We start from the raw sequence: 25,174 nt of genomic DNA, 5'->3' as shown, positions 1-25,174 counted from the left end.
GATTGACACCCACAGTTTGTAGAAAACCACCACAAAATAACTACTAAATCATTCTTTTTAGGTCAAAAAAGTGCTCTCAGCATTAAACTTCCAGAATGTACAGTCTGCTTTTCCTGAGATTTTCTTCCATAATAATTCATAAGAAGTTGCAATCCTTCCAGCAACTGCTGTTGCCAGTTAAGGGTCCACCTTATGTTAGCTCCCGACTGTAAACCATCCAGCATTTCATAGGCGATCGGGGTGTTTAGTTGGCCTTGATAGTCAATAGTTACATACTCCAGGGTTGCATTTATATTATAGCTCATTAGCTTACTCAAGCGAACATCTAGGCCTACAATATGCTGATCAGATAGTTCCGACGCATCATTTTCACTTTTATGCTGTATGTTCTGCTTCTGAAGAAAAGTGTAACGCGTTGCGATACGCGTATTCATAGTAGGCTGCCAGGCAAGTTCTGGCCATAAACTGTAATATTGTATATGGAAGTTTCTTCCTGACTGACTGTTAACCTCAAGGCGCTGAATTTCTTCTCCCTGCTCAGCTTCCCACTGTACTCTCCAATGTCTGTTGAGATTCCAATGTGCTTCAAGTACATAAGCCTCTTTAATTCGTTCTTCAAAACCTCCGTTTAGTAATTGCTTTCTCCGGCGATTTCTTATTCCCAGATCAGCCCCGTATGTAGTTTGTTTACGATTAAAAAAGAGTGTAGATCTTAGATTCTCTGTAATTGATAGCAAATTTTCTTCCGAGCTAATAAGCCAGGGGATGGTACGCTGTGCCAAATTTTGATCACTTACTCTTTTATCTATCTGCCAGGAAGTAATGTTAGAAAACCTATTTAACAGGCTTCGGATGCCCTGCTGTTTATTCCAGCTGCTCGGGCCCTGAATTTTAAGCTGATAATTAAAGTTGTTGGTAAAAGCCAATTGATAATCTGTAGTAGGCACAAATACTCTTATATAGTTGCGTTCATCAAAATAACGTGCCTCATAAAATTCATCAAGCTCTTCTACTCCATTGCCATTATCGTCTCGCCAGGTGTAACTCCCCTCACCTACCGGCACTTGTACATAGACGAACTCTCTTTTAGGCTCTCTACCATTAGCCAAGCTATAAAAAAGATCGCTGTTTATAGCCCCCTTAAGCAAACTGCCTTTCCAGGAAAGCTGACCCATCAAAGTATTTGCCTGTGACTCTATCGCGTTTTCTGATAGAAAAAGACTGTCGTTTTTACTTTGCGCCTGACGATAAGTTAGTTGTAAACCCAGGTGCTGATTTTTAAGCACAGTTAATTCTGCTGTTCCTCTTAGGGTTTGTGCGTTATCTCTAAGAAGCATCTGCCCCTGATAAGGTAGAAAATCTTCTCGCAGGCTATAATCCAGTTGGAATGTACCATTAAGGCTATCCGCACTGCGCAGATAAAACATATGCTCCTCGTAGTTCATAGAAGAAAAAGTGACAGAATCGGAATTTTGTATGCTTTGCTGGTTTTTATCTATGCGATATATGTAGCCCGGGCGTACATACTTTCCTCTTCTGCTAAAGTCTACGGAGATTCGCCTCCAATAAGCCTTATAGCCATAATATTGGCTACTAAGTAAAAAAAGCTGACTTGATAACTGAAATTTACCCAGTCTTTTGTCTAGTTCCGCATGTTGCTGAATACCTTTTATTGCTTCACTTTTGTTTCTGCCAACCCATTGGTAGTTAATTTGGTTGTAGGCATCTTTTTTGAGATATAGCTCAGCGCTAAGCAGATGGTCATCGTACTGCCTAGTCGTATCACCTAAACCAAAAGCCTTTAGAGTCCAGTCTCTTTCAAACTCTATACTACGGTATGGATCTATTTCCCTGAAGTATTTTTGCCGATATTCGTAGCTTATTGCTGATCCCCATTGGTAGGCACTCCCTGATAGTGAACGTTCGGCAATATTAAAGCTGGTAAGCAAAGCTTGACCGTGATCGTCATAGGTATCTTTTGGAGACAATACGTTTAAATCATTTTTACTAAAAGCCCCTTCTACCTTAAACTTATCTTTTGACGTTAGTTCGGCTTCTGCACCCAATACTATCATATGCTGGCTCTGAGGAGTAGTAAGGAGACGTACAGGTTCGTAATTGCCCTGAGGTTGCCCCCTTAGAGGTGCTACCCATTGGTATACTTTGCTATTAACCGCAGTGCCAGAAGCAATGTAATTGCCTTCCCCCTCTCCTACATAACTAAAGTCCAGCTTAAAGTCACCTTCTTTACCTTCAAATACATAAATCTCATAAGTCTGGGCATTAACAATAGTATCTCTACGATTATAAAATATCTGATACAAATTACCGACCCCAGGGACATCTGCACTTCTATTTGCTTGATACTTAGGCTGCTGCTGAAAGTTAATAGCAGAGTCCACAGCAGGTACTATTGCATTTCTTAACTGATCGCCGGCTTCCTGTAGTGTAAATTTGTCATCATCACTTAAACTAAAGCCTAAAGCCTGGTTTGGGTTATCTTTTTCGCGATAGTAATGCGAGTAGAACTTCAGATGTTTAAACTGTTGTGTATGGCTGGCAGAGATGATGCTTCTGCTATAGCTACGGTCAGCATACTCAAAGTCTACGTATACACGTGAATACCGGGTAAGTAAGACACGGCTGGTAAAGGTTATCTCACTCAGGTTATAATTGATGGTGTAATCTTTATCGTAGCCCCTCTCCAGCAGTTTACCATCAAGATAAACTTTTTCGCTGTTTGCGATTATAAAATAAGCATTTAGGTACTGTACATTTACATTGGCCTGATGCTCAGGAGAGGTAATCTGATAAGGTCCTTGTACTCCATCTTCAATGCTTAGCGTGAGCGATGCAAATTTACCTTTGGAAATGGCAAAGCCTAAGCTGGTTTCTGACTGAATATTTTCGGTAAACTGATGTTTAGTGTTGAGCTGACCGCCCTGTACATTTCTTCTGTATCTTAAAAAGTAAGGCCCTTCCTGCGTATTGCTCAAGCTGTTTGTGTTGGCACGAGTGTTAGCTTGCCACTGCTTGCCAGATTGTTGCAGTACTACATCACCAGCAAGTATGGAGAAGTCTTTATTATAAAGCTCCAGATACACATTATCAAAATCCTGTAACTGCTGAGTATTTCCTTCCGGCTGTATTGGTATGTTCTGATCAGTGATGGATGCTCTGATATTTAACCCCTCAGTTAGCTCCCCCTCTAGTTGTAAATTGAGGGCAGAATTAAGAAATACACTCTGACGGTTTCCCACTGAAATTCCTCTACTGAGGCTTCCACTTTTTCTAAGACTAGGAGTCTTAAATAGTTCTTCACCACTCTTGGAGGTAGAATAACTACTATCTACTGCTTTGAACAAAGCCGTAGAGTCGTACAAATCCATTCTCTTATGCGCAAACTCCTGAGACAGGTTAAAAGACAATATTCGGTAGCTGACCTCTAATGGAAATGCAATACTTTCAGGCTGATGAAAATGTAAGTAGTGCGTATTGTAATCATAATGATATTGGCTGGAATCTAAAGTTCTACCCTGATTCTTGATTAGTAAAGAAGAAGGCTGAAGGCTCATGCTATCCAGCATAACAGAGTCCTGAGCATGAGGTATAGTGATATTTCGCACAAACCATGAGGATGCTCTCCCTGTATGCTGAGCAAACAGAGGGTTTATTATAAAGAAAAAGATAACGAAAATATAAAGCTTATTCAGCGTCATTCTTTAAGCTTAACTGCCTCTACATCAATAGCTAGTGGCAATTCTATAAAAAAGGTAGTACCTTTTCCTTCTATGGAATCAAAGGCAATACGACCTCCTGCATGCTCAATTCCTCTTTTAGTAATTGCTAAGCCAATTCCTGAGCCCGCATACTTGGTACTAAAGTTTGGCAGGAATACCTTATGTTGTATCTCTTTGGCAATGCCCGTACCATTGTCGCTCACTTTTAGTATTAGTTTATCTCTACCTACCTGTTGTAAGTGAATATTAATTTTTGGCTGTCTGTCTTTAGGTACCGACTGTTTTGCATTGATAATCAGGTTACTCAGAATTCGCCCCATCAATTGCTGATCACTAACGATATGGTAATTCCCCTCCTCTATTACTAAATCTATATGATTGCCTCCCTCTTCTGTAAACAGTCCGACAATTTTCTCTACCATTGCCGAGAACTCAAAATATTCACTTTTAGGAGTTGGCATTTTGGCAAAATTAGAGAAGGAGCTAGCAATATCGCTCAGCGTATCTATCTGATAGAGTAAGTTATCAAAAGGCTTACCCATTTCCTCTACTTCGCAGGGTTTCATCCCCTCTTTGTAATCTACCTGCAACTTTCTTTTCAGGTGCTGAAGGCTTAGCTTCATGGGTGTTAGCGGATTTTTAATTTCGTGGGCAACCTGCTTGGCCATTTCGCGCCAGGCCGACTCTTTCTCACTTCTGGCAAGTGCAGCTTTACTGGCTTCCAACTTAACCAGCATTTTATTATACTCACCTATCATCAGCCCTATCTCATCATTAGAGTCCCATGAGAGGGGCTCATTATAATCGGAAAGTGACGTACGCTTGATCTTCTGTGTAATATACTTTAAAGGATATGTAAGCAGTAAGGAAGCCAGGTAAGAGATAATCAAGAACACAATAAAAACCGCGGTAAATATGTTCATGATATTTGTAAGTACCTGGATTATCTGTTCTTCTAACTGAATCCGAGACTCAAAGAAGGGTAGACTAAGCATACCCATAAGTTCACCAGTAGTTTCTGATTTAAGCCCGATGTAAGAAGATTTATAGGACAAGCTACCTACAGACTCATCCAATACCAGTTTGTTGTTGTTCTGCTCTTTAATATTTGCCAGGGCTAGAGGGTTAATATACGGAGATAAGAGGCTGTCTTCATATATTAGAGGCTGACTGGTTGCGATTAGCTTTCCTTCTGTATCAAACACATTGGCATCAGTTTCAGCGTATTTTGACATCTGAGAAAGAGCATTTGCCAAAGCCTCATCACTGAGTTCATCATTGTAGTAGTTGTCCAGAATATCAATGATATTCCTCCCAATCTGTTCAGCTTTTTTCAGATATTCAGAATCTACTTCCTCGCTATACGATTTGCTAATTACACTCAGTGTGGTGATACTTAATGCCAGCAGAGGCATGAAGAAAGCTGCATTTAGATAGAGTTGTATCTTTGTAGCGAAGTTCAGGTTCTCCTGTTTAAAGACAAAATAGATGGAATACCCACCCAGCATTATTAGAATAGTGAATACCAGTAGTAAAAAGAGGAATGAAAAGTTAGAGACTACATTAATCAGTGAATAAGTCTCAGAAACTATAACGATATATTCGTCTACCTTACCTTTAACGATTAAGAAATCGTGCCCTCCTTTGTTAATGCTTTTATCGCTTTTTACTTTACTTCCAAAGTCGTATCCATCCAGGCTGGTAAACGACACATCATCTCCATTGCTATAAGTCATTTCTCCGGCTTCATTGAAGATGGCGTAGTCATAGTCGTTACTTGGATACGACTGCAAATACCGGCGGTCAATGAGTAGTTCTGGATAAACCCGGTTAGGAATAAATCTTTTTAGAGAAAGGTCTATCACAATATAGCCGATGGTCGTATTAAAGTCTTCCAGCTCTATTAGTGTGAGATAACGCTTAGGAGCTCCTCTAGCAATACGCTGATCACTACTCTCAGTAATAAAGAAAATATTATCATACTCTGTGCTAAAGCGAGGATCATCAGTAACCTCTACAAACTGCTGATAGTTTGGAATATTTCTTTCTTCTAATGGAACCCCTCTGCTATTAAAAAGATGAATCTGTATATCGTAGCGGTCAAAGTAATTGCTAAGGTAAATTCTGTTAATTTTTTGTCGGATTGCCTCTTTTGAGGCAAGTGTATTATAGATTCTGTTTTTGATAAAACGATCTTTGTTGATCTTTACCGCAATTTCGTTGAGTAGATATTCTCCTAATATGTCATTGTCTACCAATAGCTGATTGGCAAATTTTTGTTTATTATCTAATGAGTCTACCCTATTAATATCAAAAGCGGCAATAGCTCCTGCAACCCCACTTACAAAAGCACAGGCAAATAGATAGAGAAAAGTGATATAGCTTATGCGAGTCAGGTACTTAGGCAGATGAAAGATATAGAGCAAGGCTAAATAAAAGAAGCTAACGACAATTATGGGTATTGTGGGTATGCCCCATAATAAATTGGTAAGAATGGAAATGGCTAAAGCTATGGTAATCAGCCACTTCAATGATAAATGCGAGTAGCTGATTAAACTGATGAATGTTCGGTATAATATGTGTGCGAACAGAAAATAGCTTATTGTATTTAGTACAAAGATGATCAGGCTAATTACCTTTAACGAAGAGAAACTAAGGCTACTGGTAATATCAAGTGTCCATTGAGAATTGAAATAAATAGACTTAATGATATAGTAATGCAGATACAGTCCTCCTACCCCGGCCAATATTAAAAGTACAGCTATGATAGTAGTAACTTTAGATTTGAGGCTAAAAATTAACTGGTATGCTCTAAGCCTGCCATAATAGGTATAGAGATAAAAAAGAACTATCAGCAGGCAAACAGAATTAAGTAAAAGGTCTCCTAAGGATGGATTGATACTTGAAGATGCAAAGAAGCGCCCATCAAACAATTTGAGAGGCATAATACTGAAAGGGAAGTCAAAGTACAACATGCCAAACCTTAATGCCAGTAGACTCACAATGACCAGTGCCATCGCCAGATCGTACTGTTTTGCATCCAGCATCTGATGAAGACTGCGAAAAACATTAAATAGTACCAGCACTATTGAGAGGAAGATAAGTACACTCAAGAGCGCCTGAAATGACTTTGCTGTTTTATGCTCCCTATACCCTCTGGAAGGTTTATTCAGGTCTACACTTAGTATCGGCTTACCATTATAGCTAATCTTACTAGCTTCATTTTCAGCATTCAGATAATGCTTGACCGAAACAGCACCTTGAGGAAAAATATCAGTATTATATCCCGAACTGATATACTTATTATTGATTTTGTTTTCGTGATATATGGGTAGGAGTACAAAATACTCCAGTTGCTTATCTTTATAGGTAAGTGTATCCCTTCTGATAACGAAACTGCCACCCTCCAGATTCTGATACTTATATGTATAACTACCGCGCAGCGCTCTGTAGTTAGGAACCTGACGATAGTCTGACCAATATAATAGTTTACCCTCTTCATATACATAGAACGGATACTCACTATTAAAATGGAAGCTAGCAAAGCTCAAGCTATCCATTCCCTGTATCTTTTCACGAATTACTTCAGAGTCTTCTTCTATAGCATCCAGCGCATCTTCTACATTATTTGCAATGTCTTTAAGGTACTGAGATTCGCTTCTAAATCCACCGATAAAAAACAGCCTAAGCACCAATGCGAACAGCAATAGCAGTAAAGCTGTAAACAATGAGATTTTTTTTATCTTGAAGAACTGAAATACGGTAGGATCTAACTTCATGGTTTGCTTTGCAGTATCAAATTCTGTGCTCCTTTTCTCCGACTTGTAAATTAATCAGACACATCACATAAACCAATATATAGAGGTTTATGCGGATAAAGTATAGTACTGATAGATAAACGACAAAGCTTCAATCTATAGTTCTATACTATTGTAGCACACAATAGTATACACAAAGCCAAGAATATGCTAGTCGGACTGTTTTACATACTTTGGATCGTATTTTACACCTCCAAATCCATGAAGGTATAATGTACGGGAGTAACGAAAAATTACAGGAAGAAGTAGCAATACAATAAGTGGAACAGCCGTGATGTAAACCACTAAATCAGGGTCTCCAAAAAAATTGTAGAGGATAAAAGCGGTAGCCAGTAATACTCCCATAGTAAGCCCATAGCTCACGTACATGGCGCCAAAAAAGAAACCTGGCTCACGCTCAAATATCAATTGGCATTTAGGACAGGTTTTGTGGGTAGCAGTAAATTTATGAGGCTTGCTTAAAAGGCTATATTTAAAAAGATCGCCCTGTCGGCATCTTGGACATTTATGGTTTAGAATAGCGTATAGCCCTGACTTTTTTGACATTCTCTTTACTTTTTTTGTACCAAAAAAATGCAAGCACTCCAAATATCAAATATGGAGTAACAAATAAATACAATATACCCAGATTTAGACCAGAGCCCAGTGCGGTTTCTCCAGCACTAACGTTATTTTCTACAGTAGCCCTGCACATTGCACATTGTGCCATCAGGCTCTGAAACCCTAAAAGCAATTGCAAACTTAAAAATATCAGGACTTTCTTCATGGTATTAGTCTTTTGAATACTAAACGATTGCCGAAGCTCACTAGTTCTGGCAGTCTACACAAATGAATAATATTATTGGTAGTACGGACTAATCATAAGGTAAACAATAACTCCAGTGACAGATACATACAGCCAGATTGGGTAGGCGAACTTAACAATCTTTTTATGCTTATCTATTTTATTAGCAATAGCAAAATATAATGCCAATAATACAAAAGGAACCACTATTGCTGCAAGCACAATATGTGACAGCAAAATAATTAGATAAAAAGTTCTCATTCCTCCTAGTGCAACTTCCTCACTGGCATCCAGTTCACCATTACCATTCAGGTCACCATAAACGGTAGAATCTGCACTTGCATGATAAATTACGTAGGAAACCAAAAATATGGCACCAAGTACAAAAGCAGAAAGCATAGCAGTTTTATGATATTTTACTTTCTGTTGTTTAATAAAAATAAGCCCTGCTACTAAAACTATGCTGGTAGCAGAGTTAATCATTCCGTTAAGATGAGGAAGAAAACTAACCCAGTCGCTTTCTATACCAGTTTTAAGAGAAGAAAACATCAGTATGGCTACTACCACTGGTATAGCTACTGAAAGTACACCTATTATTACTAGATTACGATTTTCGTTGGCTGAGCTAATCATTACGGAAGTTTTCAAGCAAGTACTCTAAAATTTTAATCTCACCTTTCATCCTATCAACTTCATCTGAATCCAGGGCATTATAATAACCTCTTATTTGCCTTTCAGGATCCGTAAGTACAAAGGTATTTTGTGAATAATCAGATAATACGAACCCACACTGCTGGAGTTCATTTACTTTTTGCTGTTTAGCCTTGGCTACCACCCAAAGCTCAGGGTCAATATTAAATTGCTTAGATAAGTGAGCTAATTCTTCAAATGAATAGTGTTCTGGTGCTATTGTTAAAATTTTGAGAGCATATTCTTTAGAAAATACACTTTGCAAATTTGCTATGTTTTCTAAAACCTGCGTACAACTTTCTAAACACTCATCGGGTAAAAAGTGACTTATAACTATTTGTTCACTTAAAAATTCAGAGCTAATAGTGTTGCTATCTGAGATCTGAAGACTGAACTTCGGCACAGTATGAGCTTGATTAGTAGCATCACAAGCCTCTGTATTTACTCCTTCTGAATAATAGACAGGCAAGTCAAAAGAATTTTGACCAAAAAGCTTAAGAAATAGCCAAATAAAAACCGGTATTGCTAATGTTAAAAGCAGAATACCGGTTTTAGTATTAATTCTCATTGATATCTATACAGATACGTAGCAGTAGTAGCTGCGCATCACTTTAAAATTTCAATTCAAATATAGAGGCGCCTTCAGCAAGAAGCGCTATAATAAGCCAAATTACAAAAACAATAGGTATAAGGATTGACCATATTAAAGTTTTAACCTCACCTTTAAGGTGCATAAATTCAGCTACTATATAAAACGCTTTTACGATGGTAAGCGCGATAAAGGTAAAGTATAATAAAGGACCTCTAGGTAATATTGTTGCTAGTAAAAATTCTATAGCAGTAACTACAGCAAGTATCAAAGCGATTATCCAGAGTTTTCTGATTTTGCTCTTATCCGCTGGTTCATATGCTACGCTACTAGTTTCGTCTAATTCACCCATGTTATTAATTACTTATTATATCAAATAGAAAAACGTAAATACAAATACCCATACAAGGTCAACAAAGTGCCAGTAAAGACCAACTTTTTCAACCATTTCGTAGTGTCCTCTCTTCTCTAATACTCCAACAGAAGCCTGATAGAAAACAATTACATTAAGAACAACACCACTAAAAACGTGGAAACCGTGAAAACCAGTGATAAAAAAGAACAATGAAGCAAATAGTGGCGGTCCATACTGATTTTGCACCAGGTTAGCCCCAAAGAAAACTGAACCATCAGGGAACAAACCACCAGCATCAGTTCCATGAATAAAGTGAGACCATTCCCAAGCCTGGCAGCCTAAAAAAGTAAACCCACCGATAATAGTCCAAAGCATCCACTTAACAACTGCTTTACGGTCCATTCTATGACCAGCTTCTACAGCAAGCACCATAGTAACACTACTCAAAATTAGAATAAATGTCATGATACCTACAAATACCAGTGGAAGCTCTATGCCATGTAAGAAGGGAACTGCTTCAAAAACTTTTTCAGGAATTGGCCAGTATTCTTGAGAAAACTGAAAGTTTTCCACCTCGCCAGAATAGGCAGGGTAAGAATATCTAATAAGACCGTAAGAGATTAGTAAGGCAGAAAATGTAAAAGCATCTGAAAGTAGGAAAAACCACATCATGAGTTTTCCATAACTAGCTTTTAAAGGCGATACACCACCATTCCAAATGTTCTTCTGATTTACTTCTTCAACGCTTGTTGCAGTTGTAGCCATTGTATACTCGTGAATTAATGATTAAGGAGCAAAAATATGAATAAATAGAGCCAAAGTCCATCTAAAAAGTGCCAATAAGTTGCACACATTTCAATTTGATCCATGCTTTTCGCGTGGACTTTGTAACGAAAAGCATTGATTAATACTACAATTAAGAAAATTACACCACTAATTAAGTGTACCGCATGTAGGCCCGTAAGTACATATAAGAATGATCCCGCCGGATTGCCAACAAAATAAACATCTATCGCTACCATATCCTGCCAGGCTAAAACCTGACCTACCAAAAAAGCGACACCTAATACAGCAGTAACAAACATACTAATTTTGAGACTACCCAAACTATCTTTTTTTGCAGATATATATGCCCAATGCATACTAATACTACTCAAAAATATGATGCCTGAGGTAATATACAAGCGGGTTGGTAGTTCAAAGTCTAACCAGTTTCCTTCTGACTGACGCACTATATAGGCACTAGTTAGTGCTGCAAAAATCATAACTACCGTGACTATAAATAACCAGAGCGCAAACTTTTTAGGATGCATAGAGAGCGTCTGCTTAGGCTCTTCTATATACTCTAATTTAAGGTTTTCCATATCAAATTTCTGTTCCATTCTTCTTACAGTTTATCTAAAAGAAACGCTATCTGCACGACTGGCAAATAGATGAACGAACCGAACATAATTTGTAGAGCAGATTTACGAGAACAATCTGCCATGAGACGAAAAGTCTGGAATAAGAATAAAGCACCACAAACCGTTGCGATTATTGCAGAGTCTACGCCAGTTATACCAAATTTTAATGGAAGTAACCCTAATGGAATAAGGAAAAGAGCATAGGTCATAATTTGTATTGCTGTCTTAAGATCTTTACCTCCCCCCGAAGGAAGTAGTTTAAAGCCAGCTTTTTTGTAGTCTTCATCTGCCACCCATGCAATAGCCCAAAAATGAGGAAATTGCCAGATAAACTGAATTCCAAAGAGTACTAAAGCTTCAGGATCAATTTGACCAGTAAAAGCAACCCAACCTAATAATGGGGGTAGAGCCCCTGGTATAGCACCTACTAATACGGCAATAGGGCCAACTCTTTTAAGTGGAGTATACATAAAACTATAGGCTACCAACGAAAATAGCGAAAGGGCAGCAGTTAGCATGTTTGTATACTGTAATAATAACCACAAGCCACTAGTGCCTACAAGCAGTGCAAAAATAATAGCTTCCTGTACGCTAATCTGTTTTGTTGGCAAAGGCCGATTTTTTGTCCTGCTCATTAACTTATCCAGGTCTCTTTCAATAATCTGATTGATTGTGATAGATGCACCTGAGATGAGAAAGCCAGCAAAACTAAGGATTAGCATTTTAACTACATCCAAAGGACCTGTACTTGCTAATACGTAACCGAAGGCAGAAGAAAAGGCTACTAAAAACGAAAGCCTAAACTTCATCAAGCTTATATAGGACTTTAGTTTGGAGCTAAAATCTGCAGTTCCCGCTTTAGTGGTAGACTTGGTAGCTAACATCTTTTATTTTTTCGTCTTGGTGTTCGTCGTTCTGTTCTGAGCTTAAGTGTCTGGCCATAATTATTTTAAGCCAAATGTATAACTGAATACCAAACACTAAAGAAGCAAATAGTAAGTGAATGGGCTGTGCAAATCGTGGAATTGCAAAATATGCCATAATCACACCGCTAAGTACTTCAAGCAACAAAACTACTAACAATACCAAAGAATTATTCATTAAGTTTCCTTGATTACCGTAATGTTTAGCTACTTTAAAAAGTAAGAAAACATGGGCTAATACTACTATTATAGAAAAGGAACGATGGAAATAAAATTCAAAACCTAATTGCTCTATCCAGCTTTCACGATTCTGAAAATGCATTTGCTCAGCTACTATATCCACCGACTCTCTTACTTGTGTACCGAATATAATTTGTAGCACCGATAAAGCAAGCAGACATATTATAGTATAATTAACAGTTTTGGAATATGTCTTTGATAATACTAGAAGTTTATGAGCATTTGCCTTAATGAGCAGATATGTAATTAAGCCTACAATCAGAAGGGCTATTAGCATATGCAGAGTAATCATCCACTGGAGAAGGTTAGTGGAAACTACAATTGACCCTATCCACCCCTGAAAGCCTACTGCAATAAGAGTAGCGAATGACATAGTAAATATCTTGGTAACTGTTCCAATATAGGATATAGACACTAAAAAGGTAAGAAAGATCAGCCCTCCTACAACTACACCTACCAGCCTGTTAAGATATTCAGTCCAGGTTTTGGTTGCATTAAAGTTCTCCTCAACTAAAATGCTTTTATCATTCCTGACTTGCTCGGCAAGATTAACAAAACCTAAAGCATCTAAATAAGAAGTAAACTTCAGGTTTTTGTCTGCTCTTTGTTGAGCATAAACTTCTTTATAATCAGATGGAAGTTCATCAACTGAGGATGGAGGAACCCACTTACCAAAACATTTAGGCCAGTCAGGGCAACCCATTCCAGAGCCAGTACTTCTGACGATTCCACCTACCAGTATAAGGAAGTACACGGAGACTAAGGTGATAAAGCTTAGTCTCCTGTACAGTTTTGTTTTAGGCTTTAGCCTCATTTGAAGTTGTATCCACTTTTGCTGCTGCTTTCTCCTCTGCAATCATTTCATTTTCATGCGGAAGGTTGGATTCAGGCGTAGCAGAAAACGGAATATGCTGAGGAATATAATCTTCTTTAGCCCCTGGCTTACTGTAATCGTAAGGCCATCTGTAAACTTTTGGTATTTCACCAGGCCAGTTTCCGTGACCAGGATATCTTGAAGTTGTCCACTCTAATGTATTTGACTTCCAAGGATTAGCTGGTGCTAATCTTCCTCTATACATACTGTAGAAGAAGTTATAAGCAAATATAGCCTGTGCTGAGAATGTCAATATAGCAGCTACACTGATGAACATATTCAAATCAGCGAATGTATCAAGTATATCAAAAGTTGTGAATGAATAATATCTTCTAGGGAAACCAGCGATACCAATGTAGTGCATCGGGAAGAATACAAGATAAATACCCACAAAAGTTAACCAGAAGTGCACATATCCCAGGTGTCTATCCATCATTCTACCATACATCTTAGGGAACCAGTGGTATACACCAGCCATTAATCCGAAGAATGAAGCACTACCCATTACCAGATGGAAGTGAGCCACTACAAAATAAGTATCGTGTAACTGGATGTCAATTGCTGAGTTACCTAAGAATATACCTGTCAGACCACCAGAAATAAACACTGACACCAAGCCAATTGAAAATAACATGGCGGGCGTAAATACGATGTTACCTTTCCAAAGAGTTGTTAGGTAGTTAAACACTTTAACAGCTGAAGGAACAGCAATAATAAGTGTCAGAAACATGAATATTGAACCCAGAAAAGGGTTAAGCCCTGAAACGAACATATGGTGTGCCCATACAACAAATGAAAGTATAGTAATACCCAGCATTGAACCAACCATGGCACGATAACCGAATATTGGTTTTCTTGAGTTTGTAGCTACTACCTCAGATGTAATACCCAGAGCTGGCAATAGTACTATATATACTTCAGGGTGACCTAAGAACCAGAACAAATGCTGATATAGGATAGGGCTACCTCCCACATTAGGAAGAGCTTCGCCTCCAATATAAATTTCTGAAAGGTAAAAGCTGGTACCGAAGCTTCTATCAAATACTAATAAAAGAGAAGCCGCCATTAGTACCGGGAATGATAACAAACCAATAACAGCAGTTAAAAAGAAAGCCCAGATTGTGAGTGGAAGTTTAGAAAAAGACATTCCACTTGTTCTAAGGTTAATAACGGTAGTAATATAGTTAATACCTCCTAATAGCTGCGATGCAATGAAAAAAACCATCGCTACTAGCCATAAAGTCATACCTGCTTGAGACCCCTGTATTGCTTGAGGAAGTGCACTTAGCGGAGGGTAAACTACCCATCCCCCAGCTGCAGGTCCAGTTTCAAGAAATAAAGAGATGAACATGATAATACTAGCAAGGAAGAACAGCCAGTAAGAAAGCATGTTCATAAATCCAGAAGCCATATCACGGGCACCAATCTGTAAAGGAATTAGATAGTTACTGAAAGTACCACTTAGACCTGCTGTTAGTACAAAGAATACCATAATGGTACCATGCATCGTAACCAGGGCAAGATAAAACTCAGGATCTAAAGAACCTGAAGATGATATCCAGTCACCTAACAATGGTCTCAAAAATTCAAGGCTCATGCCTGGAAAGCCAAGCTGTAGACGAAATATGATAGAAAGCAAACCACCAACAAACGCCCAAAGAATACCCGTTAACAGGTATTGTTTGGCAATCATTTTATGGTCTGTGCTAAAGATATAAGTCGTTATAAAATTACCATGATGGTGGTCATCATCATGGCCATGCACATCGTGTGCTATATTTTCATTACTTATGTTTGCTGTAGCCATACAGATAAGGTATTAAATGCTAATTGCTTAATTTTCTTCTACTTCTGAATCCATGCCGGCACTCACTACTGCAAGCTCCTTCATATTGCTAGGCACTTTTGCCAGGTAATCAGGATTTTTTTGCAAGAAAGGCTGCTGCTCAGCATACCATTGCTCGTACTCATCGGCTTCTACCACTTCAACCATCTTTCTCATAGAAAAATGTCCTCTACCACATACCTCCGTACAGTAGATATAGTAGTTAAAGTCTGGGTTTCCTAGCTCTTCGCGCATTTCCGCGGTAGTTTTGTTAGGTGTAAACCAGAAACGAGTTGGCATGCCAGGAACTGCATCCTGCTTAAGACGAAACTCAGGAATGAAAACACTATGAAGTACATCACGTGCTCTGATCTTAAATAATACAGGCTTTCCTTTAGGGATAACTAGCTTAGTACCAGAAGAAAAGTCATCAAATGAAGAACGATCAGTAAAATCCATCCCCCACATATTTACAGGATCAATCAAGCGGAAATCATGATTTCCAAGCTCGTTATCTTTGCCTGGGTATCTAAATTCCCATCCAAACTGGTAACCCATCACTTCTACTACTTCTGCATCGTCAGGAGCAGCATTAGTAATATCTGACCAGGCTTTCCATCCGGAAAATACCAAAATAGAGAGTACAATGGCAGGTATTACCGTCCAGACTACTTCCAGTTTACTATTATCAGGATAGTAAAGAGCTTTTCTGCTTGTTTTGAACTGATACTTGTACGAGAAGTAAAACAGTAAAATCTGGGTGATAATAAATACAACCCCCGTAACAATCATTGTAATCCAGAACAACCTATCAGTAATGATTCCATGCTCAGATGCAATAGGCAACTGATACTCATCAAACCTACTAACTGAATACCAGGTAGTTGCTGCTCCAGAAATCAATAAAAATAGAAGGAATAATAATGCGTTTACTTTGTTGGCGGAAGAAGAATCAGGCGACTTTTTCTCAACTCCTCTCGCTACATTTACCAGTCTTAAAATTCTTAATATGGTAAGAATTATGGCGACCACTAAAACGACGCCTATACCTATGAGTAATTCAAACATAATTGCTATGCTGTTTTAATAAATCAAGTATGATGATGGATACTTTCTTGTAACATGGGGTGGTTCTTGGCTACCAGCGAAGCTTTAGAAAGGTTGTTTAATACAACATATAGAAAAGCTGCGAGATAGATCATGGTAGTTCCTAATTCCATAAAACCTAAACCACCATTTTCTTTAAGAATTCCGGGGGTTATCATTAAATAGAAGTTTAACCACTGACCAATTAATACCACTGTACAGACCAGTTTAAGAAATACCGTATGACGTTTGGAATCTCTCGTCATTAAAACTAGAAAGGGAAAGAAGAAGTTCAGGATTAGAGTACCGAAAAAGAAAGGTGAATAGAAATCACTTTCCAGTCTTTCCAGGAAGTAAATAGTCTCTTCTGGTATGTTAGCATAATAGATAAGCAAGAACTGACCAAACCAGATATAAGCCCAGAAAATACTAAAAGCAAACACAAATTTACCTAAATCGTGTAAGTGTTCTGAACTTACCAGTTTGATGTAACCGTTCTCACGAAGCATTACTACAATTAGTGTGATAGCTGCTAAACCAGACACAAACCAACTGGCAAAATTGTACCATCCATACATTGTACTGAACCAGTGAGTATCTATTGATAAAGTCCAGTCCCAAGCTGAAGTAGAAGAAGTAACAGCAAAGAATACAATAAATATGGTAGATAGCTTCACTAACTTAAAGTGATGGGCAGTTCCTCCATTAATATCTTCTGCTAAAGATTCTTTCCTGATCAGGCGATACATCAGATACCACACTGCAAAATAGACCACCATACGAATTACGAAGAAAGGTGTATTTAAATATCCACGCTTACCTGCAATAATCGAATCGTAGCGAGGATCTGCCTCATCGTAAAGATATTCGTGTGTCCAGTGAAAAATGGTATGCCCTCCGATAAAGAAGACCAATAGCATTAGTACTGCTGCATAAGGCAGCCACGCACCAAAAGCTTCTGGGATTCTTTTAATACCCGCAGACCATCCTGCCTGAGCAGCATACTGCAAAGCCACAAAGAATAGCCCAATAACTCCTAAACCAGTGAAGTAAACATTATTAATCCATAGATTGGTGAATAGACGGTCGTACCAGTGAAACTCTGCATGGCCTCCACCATGACCTGCCGCAGCTCCATGAGCAGCATCAGCAGCTTCATGACCACTTCCTCCGAAGATTAAAAAGATAATCCCCAAAGCAAGCACTACAATACCGGATATACCCAGAATCGCAATCTTCTTTTTGAGGCTTGAATTAAAATTAAATTGTTCTGCTGTCATCTTTCTTAGCCTGACTTTAGAGTTAGTTTTTTATTGATTTTGCAATTGTTGTACGTAACGTACAATCTTCCAACGATCTTCAATATCTATCTGTGAACCATGGGCATTCATTCTACCTCTACCATAAGTGATAGTATGGAAGATATGACCTTCTGTAAGCTCAGCATAACGTCCTACGTTATAGGCAGGAACCCCTTTATATACTTTACCTACAGGTCCATCTCCCTGTCCAGAGCCCCCATGACAAGGGTAGCAATAGCTTGCATATAATGCTTGCCCTCCCTGAAGAACTGCTTCAGAAGAATCTAAAGGGTTTTTTAACACTCTAGCAGCCAGTTCTATGCTATCTTTGTGTATGCGATAAGGAAGGTAACCTCCAGAGTTACGGCGAACAGTATTAGCCGCCGGATCTCTCATTGTCATTCCGTAAGGGTTATTAGGATTAGAGTTGTAAAACTCTCCCACTTCATCATCCAGAGAGCTCACCCATTCTCCCTCTTCGGTATTAGTTATTTGAGAGAGAGGTTCATACGGAGTGGAATGATACATTTGTGGAGCATATTCATAACCAGGAAACTCACCGTCAGCAGAACAGGCTCCAAAAACAACTGCTAAAACCAGTAAATATGTAATTTTCTTAAATATCATTCTGTTCATGGATTTACATGCTTTTCTCATTCACTTCAGCAGCACCTGAGTCTTGTAAAATCTTTTTAAGTTCTGCTATTTGAGTACTAGCGTTTTTGGAAAGATCAATAGCCATGATATGCTTATCATCTGTTGCTCTTAAGTCAAATACTTTAGCTTTGCCATAAGGGCGAAGGTCACTAATTACCAAAAAGGTAATTACCATACCAAATGCAGAAAGCAGTACTGTTAACTCAAAAGTAACCGGGAAAAACGTAGGCAAAGAAGTATAATTTTTACCGCCTATTATCATAGGCCAGTCAATCCCCATCATATAATACTGCATTAAAAGAGCAAGTGAAGTACCCAGCATACCAAACATAAAAGCAGCAATAGGCAAACGTGATCTTTTGTAACCGAGCGCATGACCAAGACCATGCACAGGATATGGTGTATAGCACTCATGAATTTTCACCCCTGCATCCCTCACATGCTTAACTCCCGTGAGCAGGATATCTTCATCATTAAATACACCTATCAGGTAATTCTTCTTTTTCATGATATAAATTAAGCTTCTTTAGGAGTTGTTTTTTGAGAAGCTTCTGTGTGCGAAGCTCCATGAGTTACGGATCTCTCTGAAGACGATCTTAAAATTGACTTAACCTCAGCCATGTTGATTACCGGGAAGAATTTGGCAAACAGGAAGAATAAGGTAAAGAACAAACCAAATGTGAACAGATAAATACCTACATCATACATGGTAGGTGTAAACATAGCCCAACTTGAAGGTAGATAGTCTCTGTGTAGAGAGGTAACAATAATTACAAAACGCTCAAACCACATACCTATATTCACTACAATTGAAAGAATGAACGTAGCAACAATATTGGTTCTTATCTTTTTAAACCAGAAAAGCTGAGGTGAAATCACATTACACGTCATCATGGTCCAGTATGCCCACCAGTAAGGTCCGGTAGCTCTATTTAAGAAAGCATATTGCTCATATTCAACACCAGAGTACCATGCCATAAACAACTCAGTGAGGTAAGCCACACCAACGATAGAACCTGTAACAATAATAATGATGTTCATCAACTCAATGTGGTTGATCGTGATGTAGTCTTCTAACTTATATACTTTTCTGGTAATAAGCATCAAAGTAAGTACCATGGCAAAGCCAGAGAATATCGCTCCTGCCACGAAGTAAGGAGGAAAAATAGTGGTATGCCATCCTGGTATTACTGAAGTTGCAAAGTCAAATGATACGATCGTATGCACTGAAAGTACCAATGGAGTAGCCAGACCAGCAAGTATTAAAGAAACAGCCTCATAACGTTCCCATGCTTTTGCAGAGCCCGTCCATCCTAAGCTTAATGCGCCATATACTGTTTTAGAAACAATTCCTTTGGCACGGTCACGAATAGTGGCAAAATCAGGAACGAGTCCGATATACCAGAATACTAAGGATACTGAGAAGTATGTACTAATCGCAAATACGTCCCAAAGCAGTGGCGAATTAAAGTTTACCCATAGCGATCCAAAAGTATTGGGAAGTGGGAGTGCCCAGTAGAATCCAAGCCATGGTCTTCCCATGTGTATTACCGGAAACATTGCGGCACAAATTACCGCAAAAATTGTCATGGCTTCCGCGGCGCGGTTAATAGAAGTTCTCCACTTCTGACGGAATAATAAAAGTACGGCAGAAATTAAGGTACCAGCATGACCTATACCTACCCACCATACAAAGTTTGTGATATCCCATGCCCAGCCTATGGTTTTGTTCAGTCCCCACATTCCTATACCTTCCCATAAGGTCATGACCAGGGCGTATGCCCCTATTGCTAAAACACCTAACGAAACGGCAAGAGCTAACAACCAACTTACTGTTGGTTTGCTCTCTACGTGACGGCAGACATCTTCTGTTACATCGTGTATTGTTTTTCCTCCTGTTACCAGAGGCTTACGTACTGAAGAAGTAATTTCCATAATCTCTTTTTTATATGGCTTTATGCATTAGGAGACTCTTCGTCTTTATTTCTAATCTTAGTTAAATACCAGATGTTAGGGCTGGTATTGATTTCATGAAGTACACGGTATGCTCTACCTTCTACCTCTTCAGCTAGAAGTTTAGACACCTTACTTTCAGGATCGTTGATATCACCGAAAGTAATCGCATTGGTAGGACAAGACTCTGCACAAGCAGTGTTTACATCCTCATCTGTAGGGCGGCGTCCTTCTTTTTTAGCTTCAAGTTTACCTAACTGGATACGTTGTACACAGAAGGTACATTTTTCCATAACTCCACGAGCTCTAACCGTTACATCAGGGTTAAGTACCATTTTACCTAAATCATCATTCATAGGAGTGTTTACGCTAGCAAACTGCTCATTATCATGATATTTGAACCAGTTGAATCTTCTTACTTTGTAAGGACAGTTATTTGCGCAATAGCGTGTACCTATACATCTGTTGTATGTCATCTGATTAAGACCTTCAGAACTATGGGTAGTTGCAGCTACAGGACAAACTGTCTCACAAGGAGCATTGTTACACTGCTGACAAAGCATGGGCTGGAACGTAACTTCAGGGTTTGCAGAAGCCACTTCCATGTCTTGCAGATCTTCTACAGCATCACTACTATAGTATCGGTCAATACGCAACCAGTGCATTTCACGACGATTGATAACCTCCTGGCGACCAACAACCGGCACATTGTTTTCAACCTGACAAGAAACTGTACAGGCATTACAACCAATACAGCTATTCAGGTCTATGACCATGTTCCAATGGTGGTTAGGGTATTTGTGCCCTTTCCATAATGAGATTGTAGCAGGGTCTTTTTTACCTTCTGAGGTAGCAATCTTTGGTTCGTACCTACCTGCCTTAGGATTTTCTTTGTATTTACTTAGAATTGACTCCTGTAACACTGTCTCACGACCCATAAAGGTATTGTGAGTTTGCGTTTGAGCAATTTTGTAAACTTCGTCTATCAGTTCCAGCTGCACATCAGCATGGAAATTTAAGAAGTTAGCACCTACTTTAGCCGCTAGAGGATAAACGTTGGCTCCAAGTCCTTCAGCTACTTTACCAGCTACCTTACGTCCGTAGCCAACTGCTACACCTACCGTATTTTCTGCTTGCCCCGGCTGTACTAACACTGGAAGTGTTATGCTCTGCTCTCCTGCTGTTAGCTTGATCAGGTTAGTTTTACCTTCATGATAGTCTACACCTAAGTTATCAGCCATCTTCTGAGATACTGTGATGTAGTTATCCCAGCAAGCCTTTGAAATAGGGTCAGGAGTTTCCTGTAACCATGGGTTGTTCGCCTGTCTTCCACTACCAATAGCAACTTTCTGATAAAGAACCAGATCAACACCATCACTTACTTTGTAGTTTTTGTTAATCTGTGAGGCTGACTGAGATACATTTACATTCAGGCTTTCGTTAGGGAAACCAACAGTTCCTACTCCAGGAGAAGGCACTTCAGTATCAAAGTCTACAACACCATCATATAGGGCTTTGTCAAAAAAGCGTTCAAAGTCTGTCTCCTCACTTTGTGCTCCATAAAGAGTGCTTCTCCAGTTGTTCTTGATAACTGTATAGAAGTCCGTTTCAGGTGCATTAGACCAGTTTAAGAAAGTAGACTGTGCTTGTCTTGTATTAAATATAGGTGAGATAGCAGGCTGAGAAAGACTAAATTGACCTTTCTGAGGTTCCGCGTCATTCCATGACTCTAAGAAGTGATTGTCAGGAGCAATATAGCTACACAATGCAGCAGTTTCATCAGGGGCCCCACTTGTACTAACCTTAAAGTTTACTTTTTCAAGTGCTGCTTCAAGTTCAGCTCCTTCATGAAAATCATAAACTGGGTTACAGTTGTAAAAGATAACTCCATCTACTTTCCCTGCTTTTACATCAGCAACAAAACGAGACATTTGAGCATTATCTCCTTTTCTGAAGTAAGAAGGCTTTTGAATATCTATGGTATTACCAAAGCTATTCAGCATATCGTTAATAGCAATAATCAGGCTTTGTACTGCCGGATCATTAGAGCCACAAACAACTATTGCTTTGCCACGATTAGCCCAAAGGTTGTCAGCCGCAGCTTTTAAATGCGCCACTTCTTCAACTTTACTTACAGATACTGAAGCACGTCCAGCTTTAGCAGCCAATAAGTTATATAGCTGCCCAACTACCAGACCTTCTTGTGAAGGCTTAATTTGAGAACGGTAGTCAGCATTGGCACCAGTCATAGAAAGGTTTGATTCAAACTGATAGTGCCTAGACATATTAGCACTGCCCTTACTTACTTTGCGAGTCTTGGCATATTGCTTTGCAAAGGCGATTGGTGCGATCCATGTCCCTAAAAAGTCTGCACCGAAACTTACAATACTTTGTGCTTTACTAAAATCGTGTGTAGGAAGTATACGCTGCCCAACTGCCGACTGATAAGCATCTAGTATGCCATCAGCAGACTGGGGGTCATACATTAGGTGCTTCACACCATATGTATCAGCCATACTGTTAATAGCAGCCTGAGTAGACGGGCTTAATATTGTATTACTTACTATTACTGTATTTCTGCTCTTAGCAAGTTCAGCTTTTGCTTTTTTATCAAGATCATCCCATGACACTGCAGTACCGTTGATCATAGGAGAAGTATATCTACGCTTGTCGTAAAGTGACAAAACTGAAGCTTCAACCTGAGCGTTAGTACCCCCAAGAGTTACTCCAGAACGATCATTACCTTTTAACTTGATAGGCCTACCCTCTCTGGTCTTCACTACTATACTACAATAGTCACCACCTTCCAGATAAGTAGAGGCGTAGTAATTTGGTATAGATGGGTCTACATCAACTGGTTTTACTACATAAGGTATTGCCTTGCGAATAGGAGCTTCACAGGCAGCCAGCGTGGCGGCACTAATACCAAAGCCCATCATTTTAAGAAAATCACGACGTGAACTACCATCTGATACTTCACCATTCCGTTTCTTTTCATCAATAGGCAAGTACTCGGGAAACTCTTTATCAGCATGTTTTACAAACTCAGGGTCGTTTCTGAGCTGCTCTAATCCTTGCCAGTAATTTTTTTTATTTGCCATTTTGTTGATAATGTCTGTTCGTTAAAAGAAAGGGAATTAATAGTGACACTTAGAACATTCTAAACCACCTATATCTTCCACTCTCAGAGGTTCTTTTGAGTCTGCAGCTTCATGCAGCTCTAGAAGTTTATCGTAGTATTCGTTACCTTCAGCGTTCACCTGGGTTTCGCGGTGGCAATTAATACACCATCCCATAGTTAAGAGTGAGTGCTGATATACTACTTCCATCTCCTGTACTTCACCATGACAAGTCTGGCAGTCAAGCCCACCAACATTTACGTGCTGAGAATGGTTGAAATAGGCCAGGTCTGGTAAGTTATGTATACGAACCCATTCAATAGGCTGCTTATTATTTCCGTAAGTCTGGGTTTCAGGATCAAAATCTATTGCGGCATAAATCTTCTGAATTTCAGGAGATTCTGTTTTTACTTGTTGGTGGCAATTCATACAAATATTTGCTGAAGGAATATTAGCAGATTTTGCTTTCATAACGCCGGTGTGGCAGTACTGGCAGTCAATTTCATACTGCCCAGCATGTAGCGCGTGAGAGAATGCAATTGGCTGCTTAGGCTGGTACCCCTGCTGAATACCAACAGAATACAGGCCATCAATAACCAGCTTAACTGCTATTGCCATAAATAGGAAAAGTGATAACCCTAAGAAAGGCTTACTTTTAACTACTTTCTGTACGTCAACTTTCTGACTTAGGATTTCACGATCTTCTTCATCTAGATCAGCTTTTTGGCTTAAAAAGCGCTTTAGAACTGAGATAATCAGAACTAATACTACCAGTATAAGGATAAGTACAACTAAAAGACCTAATAGAATAATGGTAAGATAGTCTGATGATATTCCACCAGCCTGCCCTCCAGTTGATACCTCACCTCCTTCTGTTACTTCACCTCCGCCAGCCGTCGGTGCAGGAGCTTGTGACTCACTTTTGATATAAGCAACTATTGAAGTTACCTGCTCATCAGTAAAGTCAAATGAAGGCATGAGCGTTTTGTTATACTCATTATAGAGGTTAACCGCGTAATCATCTCCACTCTGGATTACTTTCTGAGAGTTTTTAATAAAACTCTGCAGCCAGGGGAGGTCGCGACGCTCGTGCACATCTTTCAGTGCAGGACCAACAACCTGTTCATTGATTGCGTGACAAACAGTACAGTTGTTAGTAAATAAACTTTTTCCTTGATTGATCGTCTCTTCATCCGTAGGAATCCCATCCGAGGCCTCTGCGGCAGCTTCGTCCTGGGCATACGAAGTAGAAAAACTTAAAGTAAAAGCGAGACAAAAAAGGAGGTAACGAAGAGTGCTAAATTTGCTCAAATGCCAGTCTAATCTATTTTTCAACATTATTTCCCGTGATTTTAAACACCCACAAAAGTAATACGCCATTAATTGATTTCAAATATATTTTGACCAAATTGGTACATGCTTTGATGCAGTGCGATCTTAATACACAAACAACTGGTAATCAAGAAATTACCATGATGTATTGGTGCGATGCCAGCAAATTTAGAATGAGTATAAATAGAGGATTTAAGGAACGGTATTAAATAAAGAAAAAAGTCTATGTTTAGTTGTTTTATACCGTCCTGCTACAAGTCAGAAGCTGTACGGTAGCTCTATATTTTTTTAAGAGAGACAGTACAAAGAAAGGCATAAAAAAAGCCGGGTGAATACCCAGCTTTTGAGGTCGCGAGCGGATTTGAACCGCTGTAGGAGGTTTTGCAGACCTCTGCCTAACCGCTCGGCCACGCGACCATTTCTTTAAGAAGTTGCAAAGGTATAAATCTTACCGACTTATACAAAACTTTTTGTGAAGTAGAGGG

At 39.1% G+C, this 25,174-nt stretch carries 18 protein-coding genes and 1 tRNA gene; all 19 read right to left on the bottom strand.

What is annotated here, in order from left to right:
• Positions 1-62 precede the first annotated feature (62 nt).
• The 19 genes from PZB74_RS16870 to PZB74_RS16775 all read right to left on the bottom strand — a co-directional run bounded on the left by PZB74_RS16870 (position 63) and on the right by PZB74_RS16775 (position 25,106).
• Positions 63-3,719: a DUF8818 domain-containing protein gene (locus tag PZB74_RS16870; protein WP_302238233.1), complete on the bottom strand. Its 3,657-nt coding sequence runs from the start codon at positions 3,717-3,719 to the stop codon at positions 63-65.
• Positions 3,716-7,519, bottom strand: coding sequence for an ATP-binding protein (locus tag PZB74_RS16865; RefSeq protein ID WP_302238231.1), 3,804 nt, complete (start codon positions 7,517-7,519; stop codon positions 3,716-3,718). Before PZB74_RS16865 ends, PZB74_RS16870 begins: the two co-directional genes overlap by 4 nt.
• Before the next feature lie 189 nt (positions 7,520-7,708).
• Positions 7,709-8,104, bottom strand: coding sequence for a DUF983 domain-containing protein (locus tag PZB74_RS16860; protein ID WP_302238230.1), 396 nt, complete (start codon positions 8,102-8,104; stop codon positions 7,709-7,711).
• A gap of 292 nt (positions 8,105-8,396) precedes the next feature.
• Complete coding sequence (locus tag PZB74_RS16850; RefSeq protein ID WP_302238225.1) at positions 8,397-8,975, bottom strand: DUF420 domain-containing protein; 579 nt, start codon at positions 8,973-8,975, stop codon at positions 8,397-8,399.
• Positions 8,968-9,600 carry a hypothetical protein gene (locus tag PZB74_RS16845; protein WP_302238224.1) on the bottom strand — a complete coding sequence of 211 codons (633 nt, stop codon included), beginning with the start codon at positions 9,598-9,600 and terminating at the stop codon, positions 8,968-8,970. Before PZB74_RS16845 ends, PZB74_RS16850 begins: the two co-directional genes overlap by 8 nt.
• A 43-nt stretch (positions 9,601-9,643) precedes the next feature.
• A complete protein-coding gene (locus PZB74_RS16840) occupies positions 9,644-9,973 on the bottom strand; it encodes a cytochrome C oxidase subunit IV family protein (RefSeq protein WP_302238223.1) in 330 nt (109 codons plus the stop codon).
• 15 nt (positions 9,974-9,988) lie between these two features.
• Positions 9,989-10,741: a cytochrome c oxidase subunit 3 gene (locus PZB74_RS16835; RefSeq protein WP_302238221.1), complete on the bottom strand. Its 753-nt coding sequence runs from the start codon at positions 10,739-10,741 to the stop codon at positions 9,989-9,991.
• A gap of 14 nt (positions 10,742-10,755) precedes the next feature.
• Entirely contained in the window at positions 10,756-11,358 is a 603-nt protein-coding gene (locus tag PZB74_RS16830) for a cytochrome c oxidase subunit 3 (RefSeq protein WP_436837111.1), read from the bottom strand.
• Positions 11,359-11,363: 5 nt separating this feature from the next.
• Positions 11,364-12,263 (bottom strand): heme o synthase, encoded by a 900-nt coding sequence (gene cyoE / locus PZB74_RS16825; protein WP_302238218.1) that lies wholly within the window; start codon positions 12,261-12,263, stop codon positions 11,364-11,366.
• Positions 12,238-13,356, bottom strand: a complete 1,119-nt coding sequence (locus tag PZB74_RS16820) for a COX15/CtaA family protein (RefSeq protein ID WP_302242824.1) — start codon at positions 13,354-13,356, stop codon at positions 12,238-12,240. The genes cyoE and PZB74_RS16820 overlap by 26 nt, the downstream gene beginning before the upstream one ends.
• Positions 13,340-15,223, bottom strand: a complete 1,884-nt coding sequence (locus tag PZB74_RS16815) for a cytochrome c oxidase subunit I (RefSeq protein WP_302238216.1) — start codon at positions 15,221-15,223, stop codon at positions 13,340-13,342. The genes PZB74_RS16820 and PZB74_RS16815 overlap by 17 nt, the downstream gene beginning before the upstream one ends.
• A 27-nt stretch (positions 15,224-15,250) precedes the next feature.
• Entirely contained in the window at positions 15,251-16,309 is a 1,059-nt protein-coding gene (gene coxB / locus PZB74_RS16810) for a cytochrome c oxidase subunit II (RefSeq protein ID WP_302238215.1), read from the bottom strand.
• 23 nt (positions 16,310-16,332) lie between these two features.
• Positions 16,333-17,607, bottom strand: coding sequence for a quinol:cytochrome C oxidoreductase (locus PZB74_RS16805; RefSeq protein WP_302238213.1), 1,275 nt, complete (start codon positions 17,605-17,607; stop codon positions 16,333-16,335).
• Between the two features lie 30 nt (positions 17,608-17,637).
• On the bottom strand, positions 17,638-18,264 hold the full coding sequence (locus PZB74_RS16800) for a c-type cytochrome (protein ID WP_367281449.1): 627 nt from the start codon (positions 18,262-18,264) through the stop codon (positions 17,638-17,640).
• A gap of 4 nt (positions 18,265-18,268) precedes the next feature.
• The gene (locus PZB74_RS16795) at positions 18,269-18,796 is read right to left on the bottom strand and encodes a DUF3341 domain-containing protein (RefSeq protein ID WP_302242818.1); all 528 of its coding nucleotides are present in this window, start codon (positions 18,794-18,796) and stop codon (positions 18,269-18,271) included.
• 5 nt (positions 18,797-18,801) lie between these two features.
• The gene (nrfD, locus tag PZB74_RS16790) at positions 18,802-20,220 is read right to left on the bottom strand and encodes an NrfD/PsrC family molybdoenzyme membrane anchor subunit (RefSeq protein ID WP_302238210.1); all 1,419 of its coding nucleotides are present in this window, start codon (positions 20,218-20,220) and stop codon (positions 18,802-18,804) included.
• 20 nt (positions 20,221-20,240) lie between these two features.
• Entirely contained in the window at positions 20,241-23,339 is a 3,099-nt protein-coding gene (locus PZB74_RS16785) for a TAT-variant-translocated molybdopterin oxidoreductase (protein ID WP_302238207.1), read from the bottom strand.
• Positions 23,340-23,375: 36 nt separating this feature from the next.
• On the bottom strand, positions 23,376-24,695 hold the full coding sequence (locus PZB74_RS16780; RefSeq protein ID WP_302238205.1) for a c-type cytochrome: 1,320 nt from the start codon (positions 24,693-24,695) through the stop codon (positions 23,376-23,378).
• 340 nt (positions 24,696-25,035) lie between these two features.
• Positions 25,036-25,106: transfer RNA gene (locus PZB74_RS16775), tRNA-Cys, on the bottom strand.
• Positions 25,107-25,174: the final 68 nt, after the last annotated feature.

Source organism: Porifericola rhodea (genome assembly GCF_030506305.1).
Classification (GTDB): domain Bacteria; phylum Bacteroidota; class Bacteroidia; order Cytophagales; family Cyclobacteriaceae; genus Catalinimonas; species Catalinimonas rhodea.
Note: the sequence above shows the minus strand (reverse complement) of the source record. Positions and strands in the feature narration are given on the sequence as shown.